At 52.9% G+C, this 9996-nt stretch carries 11 protein-coding genes; 6 read left to right on the forward strand and 5 right to left on the reverse strand.

The window, feature by feature from the left end:
* Complete coding sequence (locus tag V0288_RS08845; RefSeq protein ID WP_332864715.1) at nt 1–1959, reverse strand: ATP-binding cassette domain-containing protein; 1959 nt, start codon at nt 1957–1959, stop codon at nt 1–3.
* 196 nt (nt 1960–2155) lie between these two features.
* Between V0288_RS08845 and V0288_RS08850 the strand changes: the two genes are divergently transcribed.
* The 6 genes from V0288_RS08850 to V0288_RS08875 all read left to right on the forward strand — a co-directional run bounded on the left by V0288_RS08850 (nt 2156) and on the right by V0288_RS08875 (nt 7004).
* A complete protein-coding gene (locus tag V0288_RS08850) occupies nt 2156–2341 on the forward strand; it encodes a hypothetical protein (protein WP_332864716.1) in 186 nt (61 codons plus the stop codon).
* Nucleotides 2338–2745 (forward strand): hypothetical protein, encoded by a 408-nt coding sequence (locus V0288_RS08855; RefSeq protein WP_332864717.1) that lies wholly within the window; start codon nt 2338–2340, stop codon nt 2743–2745. The genes V0288_RS08850 and V0288_RS08855 overlap by 4 nt, the downstream gene beginning before the upstream one ends.
* 174 nt (nt 2746–2919) lie before the next feature.
* Nucleotides 2920–4485 (forward strand): YcjF family protein, encoded by a 1566-nt coding sequence (locus V0288_RS08860; RefSeq protein WP_332864727.1) that lies wholly within the window; start codon nt 2920–2922, stop codon nt 4483–4485.
* 289 nt (nt 4486–4774) lie between these two features.
* A complete protein-coding gene (gene psbQ, locus V0288_RS08865; protein WP_332864718.1) occupies nt 4775–5215 on the forward strand; it encodes a photosystem II protein PsbQ in 441 nt (146 codons plus the stop codon).
* A gap of 182 nt (nt 5216–5397) precedes the next feature.
* Complete coding sequence (locus V0288_RS08870) at nt 5398–6489, forward strand: NAD(P)/FAD-dependent oxidoreductase (RefSeq protein WP_332864719.1); 1092 nt, start codon at nt 5398–5400, stop codon at nt 6487–6489.
* A gap of 332 nt (nt 6490–6821) precedes the next feature.
* Complete coding sequence (locus V0288_RS08875; protein ID WP_332864720.1) at nt 6822–7004, forward strand: hypothetical protein; 183 nt, start codon at nt 6822–6824, stop codon at nt 7002–7004.
* On the opposite strand, the gene V0288_RS08880 is transcribed toward V0288_RS08875, so the two are convergent.
* Genes V0288_RS08880 through V0288_RS08895 form a run of 4 tightly spaced genes read right to left on the reverse strand, consistent with a single transcriptional unit; the run spans nt 7001 to nt 9663 of the window.
* Nucleotides 7001–7549, reverse strand: coding sequence for an NUDIX hydrolase (locus tag V0288_RS08880; protein ID WP_332864721.1), 549 nt, complete (start codon nt 7547–7549; stop codon nt 7001–7003). The two genes, V0288_RS08875 and V0288_RS08880, sit on opposite strands and share 4 nt — an antisense overlap.
* Before the next feature lie 55 nt (nt 7550–7604).
* Complete coding sequence (gene folK / locus V0288_RS08885; protein ID WP_332864722.1) at nt 7605–8084, reverse strand: 2-amino-4-hydroxy-6-hydroxymethyldihydropteridine diphosphokinase; 480 nt, start codon at nt 8082–8084, stop codon at nt 7605–7607.
* Complete coding sequence (locus V0288_RS08890; protein ID WP_332864723.1) at nt 8085–8879, reverse strand: sirohydrochlorin chelatase; 795 nt, start codon at nt 8877–8879, stop codon at nt 8085–8087.
* A 46-nt stretch (nt 8880–8925) separates the two neighbouring features.
* Nucleotides 8926–9663: a tetratricopeptide repeat protein gene (locus V0288_RS08895; protein WP_422661939.1), complete on the reverse strand. Its 738-nt coding sequence runs from the start codon at nt 9661–9663 to the stop codon at nt 8926–8928.
* Nucleotides 9664–9996 lie beyond the last annotated feature (333 nt).

Genomic DNA, 9996 nt, shown 5'->3' on the forward strand with positions numbered 1-9996 from the left:
TTATTCCGCTAGATGGGCTGTACCCGCTTCCGTTCTCTGTACGACACTGATAAACGCGTCTTCTAACGAGAAGGGAATCGATCGGGCCGATAAAACCTGAATTCCCGCCCCCGTTAGAATATTTTTAATCTCCGGGATCTCGAGTTCCGGTCGATCGAGAACGACGTGTAATCGATCGCCGAAAATCGACACGCGCCAGGATTCTAATTCGTTTTTCAGTAAATCGGAACCGCGCTGGAGTCGATCGAGCCGTAATTCGATTAACTGTCCCGGTTGTGCCGCTTTAATCTCTCCCGGCGAACCCTGAATCACCACTTCTCCCGCGACCATAAAACCCATCCGATTACACTGTTCGGCCTCTTCTAGATAGTGCGTGGTCACTAAAATCGCCGTCCCCCGTCGCGCCAGATCGTTAATCAAACGCCAGAATTGTCGCCGCGCGAGGGGATCGACCCCGGAGGTCGGTTCGTCGAGAAACAGGATCTCCGGTTCGTGCATCACCGACGCGCCGAAAGCCACGCGCTGTTTCCATCCCCCCGGCAGTCGTCCGGTCAGCATTTTTTCCTGTCCCGTCAGGCCGCAGATTTCCAGCACCCAATCGATTTTCTCGCGCCGCGAACGCGACGGAACCCCGTACACCCCGCAGTAAAATTCGAGATTTTCCCTCACGCTCAGATCGTCGTATAGCGTGAATTTCTGACTCATATAACCGATTCTACGGCGTAAATCGGGATCTCGGAGGTCTTGGCTCCGTCCCGCGAGGGAAATCTCGCCCCCGGACGCGGGAAGTAAGCCGCAGAGCATTTTAATCGTCGTGGTTTTTCCCGCGCCGTTCGCGCCGAGAAGGCCGTAAATATCCCCGTAGCGAATTTCTAGGGTAACGCCTTTGACCGCCCGAAAATTGCCGAAAGTTTTCCGGAGATCCCGCGCGCCGATCGCGATTCCTTTTCCCGCTAGAGAACGCGATTTCCCGCTTGGAAGAGGGATAAACGGCGGATCGGAACCCTCCTGCCGTAAACGGGTCACGAAGACGTTTTCTAGCGTGACATCGGTGATCTGTAGGTCGCTGAGGGGGAGGGATTGACGGGTTAACACGTCGCGGGCCCTCTCCGGGTTCGCGCTCAACACGTCCAATCGATCGCCGAAAGTCTGCACGTCCGCGATCGTTTCCCCGTCCACGAGAGCGAGTAAAGCCGCTTCCGTCGCGGGAATATCGCTCGATCGCACTTCCAACCGCCGTAATCCCGATTTTTCCCGCAATTGTGCCAGCGTGCCGATCTCCCGGATCTGTCCCTCGTACATCAGAGCGATGCGGTGACAGCGCTCCGCTTCATCGAGGTAGGGAGTCGCCACCACGATCGTCATTCCCTCGCTCGCGAGCGCCGCCAGAATATCCCAGAATTCCCGCCGGGAGACGGGATCTACCCCCGTAGTCGGTTCATCGAGCAGTAATACTCTCGGTCGCGGGATAAGAGCGCAACAGAGAGCCAATTTCTGCTTCATTCCCCCGGAAAGTTGACCGGCTAATCGATCGCTCACCCGATCGAGGTTCATCAGTTTTAAATATTTATCGCGACGCGGACGGTAATCCGTTTCCGACACCTTTCGCAATCCCGCCACGTAGCGCAGATTCTCCTCGATACTCAGATCGAGATACAGCGAGAATTGTTGGGTTAAATACCCGATATCGAGACGGGCATTCCGCGGCTTTTTACCGAAAACGTCCGCGGTTCCCCCCGACGCTTCCATCACCCCACCGAGGATATGAAAGGTACTGGTTTTTCCCGCGCCATCGGGGCCGATTAACCCGAAAACCTCGCCGGGGTACACCTCGAAGTTAATTCCCCTCACGGCGGCGAATTTACCGTAATTTTTCTGTAAATTGACCACCTGAATCAACGGGAAATCGGCGATCGGGGCGCTCTTGGTGTTCGGTTCGGAAGGGAAATCGATCGTCATTAGACCCACGCGCGGAATTGACAACGCTAATCCTATTATCGGGGTTCCGGGTGGTGAGTTACAGTACGGTTATAATTTTATTATCGAGTTTCGAGATTTTCGCCGTGCCGAACCCACCCTACGGTCTGTCGATGCCGTTTCCCGCGACACGATCTCGATATTCTAGAAAACGCGAGCGATCGGAGATTTGCGGAAGATGACAGGAATTACTAACAATCGGCAAAAAAACGAGAGCGATCGAGTTTCCGCTATCTCACCATTAGGGGAAAAACTACGGAAAATCCGTCAAAAGATTATCGATTCCGGTATTCCTTTACTCGGTGACGAGGAGATCGATCGAGAAGTCGAGGAACGTCGAGGAGGACAACAGAAAATCGAATGATCCGAACCTTTATCGATTCGGGGGTTCTCATCGCGGCCGCGCGGGGTGTGGGAAACGGCGCGGATAGAGCGATCGAAATTCTCGGAGACACACGAAGAGAATTCGCCTCTGGCGTTTTCCTAAAACTAGAAGTTTTACCCAAGGCAATTTATAACGGGAGAACCGCGGAAGCCGATTTCTATCAGACTTACTTTGATGCGGTGACATACTGGGCTACCGATGTCGAAACGTTAATCGAAGCCGCTTATCAAGAATCGACTCGATACGGTTTAGGAGCGATGGACGCGTTACATATTGTAGCGGCAGTGTCCGTCGAAGCCGAAGAGTTTATTACCTACGAAAAACCGGGAAAATCGATTTATCGTACCGAAAGCATTCGGGTTATCTCCGCTCGTTCGGAGTAGAAACGCGATATTCGGACACGGTTTTCCGATAGTTTTGTAAGACGGGTTAGACGGCAGGGGTTTTCGAGATCGATCGATCCATCGCGAGAGTTCTAACCTACCCCCGTATCCATCGGTAGGGGAGGGGAAGGTACTATGAAAGAATTAGACCGATCGCCCTCCCCGCTACCCGCGATGAAATTACCGCAACTTTCCGCCCTGATCATCGGTTTGAGCCTGATTTTCGGACTCATGCTCTGGTTGGTCAACTCTATCTACCGACTATACATCCAGATCGCGTTTACCGCCCCGATCCTGGCGAATTTACTCCTCTTACTCATCATCGCCCTGCTCGGTTTACTGATCTACGTCCTCGTTTACTACTTCTACTTTCTCCCGCAACAGAAAAGAGGCCGCCGCGGTCTCCGTCCCTCCTCCCGTCCCCCGATTCAACTCCCCGTCGAGAAAACCGAAGCGGCCGGGGAAACCTTGAAAGCGGTACGTCAACAGGTTCAACAAATACAGGATCGGGTAGCGCGCGAGGTTCTCTGGCAACGTTCCCGCGAGATCGAGGAAAATCTAGCGCGGGGAGATGTGCGCGTGGTCGTTTTCGGGACGGGTTCCGCGGGAAAAACCTCGCTAATTAACGCGCTTCTCGGTCAGATGGTGGGGAATGTGGAGGCGACGATGGGAACGACGGAGGAGGGAGAAACCTATCACCTGAAAATGAAAGGGGTGACTCGCGAGATCCGGATTACCGATACTCCCGGAATTCTCGAAGCCGGTACCGCGGGAGGACAACGGGAAAAAATCGCGCGGGAACTAGCGACCGGCGCGGATTTATTAATCTTCGTCATCGATAACGATCTCCGACAATCGGAATACGAACCTTTCTCGCGTTTGATCGAGATCGGGAAGCGTTCTTTACTGGTTTTTAACAAGAGCGATCTCTATACCGATGAAGATCGGGAGATGATTTTAAAACATTTACGGGAACGGTTAAAAGGATCGATCCTCTCCGGGGATATTATCGCCGTCGCCGCCAACCCGCAACCGGTACAACTGGCCAACGGACAAATCCTCGAACCGGAACCAGATATCGTGCCGTTAATCAAACGATTGGCGGCGGTTTTACGCGCGGAAGGGGAAGATCTGGTCGCGGATAATATTCTGCTTCAATCGCAGAGATTGGGAGAGGAAGCGCGGAAAATTATCGATCGCCAGCGTCGTCGTCAGGCCGATAAAATTATCGATCGCTATCAATGGATCGGAGCGGGAGTGATCGCCGTCACCCCTCTCCCGGTCATCGATCTCCTAGCGACCGCCGCGGTAAACGCGCAGATGGTAGTCGAACTCGGTCGGGTGTACGGGTGCGAGATCAACAGCGATCGGGGCAAAGAACTAGCGTTTTCCCTCGGAAAAACCCTCGTGAGTTTGGGAGTGGTCAAAGGAGCCGTAGAATTACTCGCCAGAGTCCTCCAGCTAAATGTAGCCACCTATATCGTCGGCAAAGCGATCCAGGGAGTGACCGCGGCCTATCTCACCCGCATCGCCGGAAAAAGTTTCGTGGAGTATTTCCGACACGATCAGGATTGGGGGGATGGCGGCATGACGGAAGTAGTACAGCGCCAATTCCAACTCAGTAGAAAGGAGGAATTCGTCAAAGCCTTCGTCGTGGACGCGATCGGCAAGGTAGTACAACCCTTCAAAGATGATTGGGTAGAGGAGGAAGTGTTAGAGGGAAGAGGGGAGGATTGGTAATTCGGGAGATGGGGAGATTTTTCGGGAAAAAAAGCCCCCGCAAAAGGGAAAAGAGCTTTCTGAATCTTTTCACCTTTACCCTTTCACCTTTTCTCTCCCTCACCTCCTGCCTATTGCCTCCTGTTATCCTTCGATCGATGCCGCGAGAAATTCAAGAAGAAGTCTATAGCCGCGGACTGATTCCCTATCTTCCCGATCGAGCGGTGATACTACCGACTTCCCCAAAAGCCACATTCGGTGAGACAATCGAGAATGATCCATACCCTTGTTGAATAGTACCTATACGCCGATGCCACGTCTTCGATCGATTCTATCCGTCATCCTAGTCTTAGTAACCACCCTGCTGGTCAGTTGCGGTAGTCCCCAAGCGACGATCCCGACCACCTATTCCGCTCAAAAAATCGAACAGTTACAAGTGTACGTTCAACCTATCCAGGAGTTTCGCGACAAAATGAGCGTCCTCGAAGACCTCATCGCCTCGAAAAACTGGGTAGACACCCGTACCTATATTCACGGGCCTCTCGGTCAACTCCGTCAATCGATGACCGGTCTCTCCCGGAGTTTACTCCCGAAAGACCAGCCACAGGCCGAACAGTTAGCGAAAAATCTTTTCGTTCACTTCGAGCGAATTGACGCGGCGGCGAAAGAAAAAGAGTCCTCCCTCGCGGCCGCCCAATTTAACGAAGCCCTGAAAGATTTCGACGCTTATTTAAATCTGATTCCTAGTTAGCTATTAGCTATCCGCTATCAGCTGACAATTCCTAGTAGGGGCGCGAGACCTCGCGCCCCTAAAGCTTTCAAAAAAGGAATTCTCGCCCGTTTTTTAATGAATAACGATTATTCGCCGATCGCTAAAAGCTGACCGCTGAAAGCCGATCTTAACGCCGGGTCGAACATATCCAGCTTTTTTTTATGGAAAAAATCGCGATTATCGGGGGGGGAGTTATCGGCGCCTCGATCGCCTACGAACTCGGTAAAATACAGGGACTAGAGATCTCGCTATTCGAGGAAAAAACGCCGGGGCAAGGCTCTACCGGGGCGGCGCTAGGGATTATGATGGGCGCTATCAGCCATAAAACCAAAGGAAGGGGCTGGAAACTGCGCCAAAAAAGTTTAGAACGCTACGAGACGCTAATTCCCGAACTAGAATCTGTAACGGGGATACGGATTCCTTTCAACCGACAGGGAATCGTGATGTTCCGCTTTACCGACGAAGATACAGAGAGTTGGCAGAATTTAGCCGGTATCCGTCAGCGCCAGGGTTTAGAACTAGAAATCTGGGATCGGCAGAAATTACGGGAAAACTGCCCGGAAATCACGGACGATCGCGTGACCGGCGCGATCTATTCCCGGTTCGATCGACAGGTGAACCCGACGATCCTCACCCGCGCGCTCGTCGAGGGAGCGGCGAGAAACGGGGTCAATTGTCATTTCGGGGTAAAAGTTGAAAATTTCGAGTTCGATGCGGTAAATGACTCGAATACCCATCACTGCAAAGCGATTCACACGGAAATAGGAACCTTCGAGATCGATCGCCTGATCCTCTGTGCCGGGATCGGTTCCTTCGAGTTAACACGACAACTGACGCGACCGGTGGAAATCCGCCCCGTGATCGGACAGGCTCTACAGGTGAAATTGCCGCGAGATCTAGGACGGAAAGACTTCCAACCGGTATTAACGGGGGATGATATACATATAGTACCGCTCGGTAATGGGGAATATTGGATCGGCGCTACGGTAGAGTTCACCGAGTTAGAAGAGGCGGAATTACTGGAAGAGGTTCGGCAGAAAGCGATCGAATTTTGCCCGGAATTGGCAAACGGCGAGATCGTCCGTACTTGGTCGGGAAAACGACCGCGACCGGAAGGCAAACCCGCGCCGGTTATCGAGAAACTCGACGGTTACGATAACGTGATTCTCGCCACCGGACACTATCGCAACGGGGTCTTACTCGCGCCCGCTACCGCCCAAATCGTCCGGGAGGCGATCGAAACGGGAAAATAAATCGCTAGGGTAGTTGATGCCAGAATTAGCGGTTATCGGGAAAGGGAAATAAGAAAGCGATCGAAAGACATCCCGCGAACGTGAGCGTCGAAAGTCAAAATAAACTAAAATTTTATACTTTCAGGGATATTTTCTCGATCTATACACTTTTTATATTTTGATAACCTCTTGATTTCTCCTTTCTCCTCCTGACTCCTGACTCCTGTCTCCTGTCACAACCAGAGATTTTTGATTTTGACAGGAGGAGTAACGATACATTTTGTGTCACCCGCGACGGGAAACCGAGTTCGGGTAGTATACTTGACCGTGACCGTCCCCCCAAATAATCCATTATGATCGCCGTTAAAATCGCCATCATTTGCGCTCTCGTGTTGGTAGTCGTGAAATTCATCGCCTCCGCTTTTGGAAAAGGCGATATTCCCCTTCTAAACCAAGCTGTTACCGTGATTTTAGGGCTTTTTATCGCGTTCGAGGTGTTGCAGTTGGGACGGACGATGATCGAGAAAATCAATTAAGAACCGGAAGTAAGAGCCAGCCGCGCGAGATAATAAGCGGTGATCGTTTTCGCGTCGATCGATTCCCCGCGGGCGATCGCCGCCTCGAACTCCTCGAAACTTAGTAATACCACTTCCAGATCCTCGTCGATATCCTGTTCGGGTGGCGTTTCCAGTTTCTCCAGATCCCGCGCGAGAAACGCGTAGATATATTCATCGGAATAACCCGGCGCGAGGGGGAATTTCCCTAAAGATTGCCATTCTTTCGCTCGATAGCCCGATTCTTCCTCTAATTCCCGTTTTACCGTCGTCGCCGGATCTTCTCCCGGATCGATCGTTCCCGCGGGAAACTCTAGAATTCTCCCCTGCAAACTAAACCGATACTGACGCACCAGAACTAATTTTCCCTCGTTAGTGATGGGAACGGCTAACGCGCCTCCAGGATGGCGGACACACTCCCACTCTCCCTCGACTCCATTGGGTAAGCGTAGTCGCGACACTTCAAAATTAAATACCCGTCCTCGGTAAAAGAGACGCTGTTTGAGCAATTGTGGCGGTTCTATCATATATAGGAAAGTTGACGGGGTGAATCCGGGCGCTCGGAATAACTTCCCGATGATACTACCAAACACTGACTCCCGAACAGTCTACACTTTCTCTCAATTCGCGGATCGTTTGTTTCGAGACGGGATCGCGCCAATCCGGGGCGATTTCCGCGAGGGGAACGAGAACGAAAGCGCGCTCGCGAAATCGGGGATGGGGGATCTCTAATTCGGCGGTTTCTAACACGAAATCATCGTATAACAGCAAATCGAGATCGAGAGTTCGCGGCCCCCACCGCTCCAAACGAACCCGACCGAATTTCCGCTCGATCGCCAATAACGCGTCTAATAATTCCAAGGGCGTTAAATCCACCCGTAAAATAACACAAGCGTTCAGATAATCCGGTTGTGGCGGACCTATCGCCACGGTACGATAGTATCGAGAAATTTTCTCCACGAGAATGCCCCGCGCTCGCCCTAACTCCCCGATCGATTTCTCCAGAATCTCCCGCGAGTTCCCTAAATTACTGCCCAGCCCGATCGCTACCCGATTTGCCATTTATCGAACCGTTTCCCCGACGATAACGCGCGCCAGTTCCTCCGTCGCTCCGAGCGGTTCGCCCGAAAAGAACTTGACATTTTTATTTTTTTGTGATAAAGAAAAAATCTCCCGATCGATCTCGTCGGTGATCGCGCCGGGGAACAGGAAATAGGGCAGGATGGCGATCGAGCGCGCCCCGTTTCCGATACAGGTTTCTATTCTAGAAGATAGGCTCGGTTCGATCGATCGATACGCGGGAACGGCCGCTACCCTACGGGCGATCGACTCGACGATCCGACACCCGCCGGCGCGACGGCTACCGTGGGAGAGCAGAATCCGATCGGTGGTGGGAAATCTCTCGAATTGTCGGGAAATTAGCTCGATCATGCCGGGATAACTGCCGAGGAAAGGTTTCACCTCGATCGGGAAACTCGATCGAGCGAGAGAGACTTCGGCGCGGATATCTTCGATAACGTGAACCCCGCGCAGGAGAAATAGGGGAATAATGTACAATCCGGACGATCCCCGCTCGCGGGCGACCCGCGCGCATCGATCGATCTGTCGGTGGAGGGGAATTTCCGTCAGTTCTAGGGACGCGGTAGCCACGAATGGCGGTTCCTCCCGTTCCCGCACCGCGACAGACGGGGAAGAACGGGCGATCGCTATTTCTTGCCGCGCCGCGAGTCGAGCGCGGACTAATTCCGCCAATCGGTTCGCGGCCATTCCCGGACGCGGATCGCGACTGCCGTGAAAAACCAGTAAATAAGCCGGGGATCTATCCGGAGAAGTTTCGAGAAAAAATCGGTTTCCCATGTTGACACTCCCGGAAGTCTTCGTATCGGGATTTTTCGTATGGGGATTACTGTAACAATTTTTTCACACTCTCGATCTGTTCGGGGCTGAAACCGGCCTCCGCGAGATGCGCGAGAAACCAACGTTGACGGTAACGATTATCCAGGCGAACGGCTCGATTATACGTTTCCCCCGCGCGCGCGGTATCTCCCTGATCGCGATAGATCATCGCCAGCGCCACCAGGGGATGGGGGTTACTCGGTTCCAAGCGCGCGGCCTCGGTCGCGTCGGCGATCGCCCGATCGAACTCCCCGCGACGATGGTAAGCTAGAGACCGATTATAGTGGGCGATCTCGTTACCCGGTTGTAACCGCGCCGCTCGCGTGTGGGTTTCGATCGCCCGATCGAGGTCGCCGGCGACTAAATAGACGATTCCCAGCGCGTTTAAGGCGGGAACGTCATCGGGATAGCGTTTCACCGTTTCCTCTAGGGTTTCTCTCGCTTTCTCCGGCTGTTTCGCGAGATGTTGTGTCCAGCCGAGAATCACCCGGCCCGATCGATTTTCCGGGTTCAACGCGACCGATTTTTCCAGCGCGTCGATACTTTTGTTAAAATCCCCCGCGCGCCGGTACTGTAAGCCTAACTGACGGTATCGATCGGATTCTTTTTTGTCCTCGATCGAGATCGGGGGACTAGGGGAGGGAGAAACGGAGACAACGGGAGAGGGAACCGTCGTCACGGTCGCTCGATCGCTACAACCGGAGAAAAAAACACAAAATAGTAAAAACGGGAGCGAAACCCTCATTAGAGAAGGCAGGAGGCAGGAGGCAGGAGGCAGGAGTAATATAGACCGCATCCGATCGGGAAACACTGTATCCCCCTCATTATCGAATTTTCGGTCGAATTTTTCTGTTTTCATCGATCGCGCCCCCTAGCCTATCCCCAGGTAAATTATACAGGGGACAATCGATCGATGCACTTCCCACCCGTAAAAACCCAAAAACATCGAATTTATTGAATACAACCTCTATATTTACCTATAAACACGATTTATCCTTCTGCCTCCTGCCTCCTGCCTCCTGCCTCCTGACTCCTGACTCCTGCCTCCTGACTCCTGCCTCCTGACTCCTGACTCCTG

The organism is Pannus brasiliensis CCIBt3594 (assembly GCF_036688125.1).
Taxonomy (GTDB): Bacteria; Cyanobacteriota; Cyanobacteriia; order Cyanobacteriales; family Microcystaceae; genus Pannus; species Pannus brasiliensis.